Source organism: Enterobacter sp. Ag1, assembly GCA_000277545.1.
Classification (GTDB): Bacteria; Pseudomonadota; Gammaproteobacteria; order Enterobacterales; family Enterobacteriaceae; genus Cedecea.
The window spans coordinates 1-410 of record AKXM01000038.1; the positions used below are offsets into that span (position 1 = coordinate 1).

Below are 410 nucleotides of genomic sequence, written 5' to 3' on the forward strand. Positions count from 1 at the left end.
CAAAAGAAGTAGGTAGCTTAACCTTCGGGAGGGCGCTTACCACTTTGTGATTCATGACTGGGGTGAAGTCGTAACAAGGTAACCGTAGGGGAACCTGCGGTTGGATCACCTCCTTACCTAATAGATACAACCCGCGCAGTGCTCACACAGATTGTCTGATAGAAAACGAGCAGTAAAACCTTATAGGCTTGTAGCTCAGGTGGTTAGAGCGCACCCCTGATAAGGGTGAGGTCGGTGGTTCAAGTCCACTCAGGCCTACCAAATTTTCCCCTGTTCTGCGTTGCACCTCAGACTCGCATACCTCAGTATGCGTCGCTAAGTTGCGCCTTGACCAGCGATGAATTCATGGTAATCAAAGGTTTTACGAAATCGATGGGGCTATAGCTCAGCTGGGAGAGCGCCTGCCTTGC

General features: G+C 50.5%; 1 tRNA gene and 1 rRNA gene. Both read left to right on the forward strand.

Features of this window, described 5'->3' with window-relative positions:
- Positions 1 to 116, forward strand: a 16S ribosomal RNA gene (locus A936_RS15775); the annotation flags it as partial.
- Positions 117 to 184: 68 nt separating this feature from the next.
- Positions 185 to 261: transfer RNA gene (locus tag A936_RS15780), tRNA-Ile, on the forward strand.
- The last annotated feature ends 149 nt before the right edge of the window (positions 262 to 410 follow it).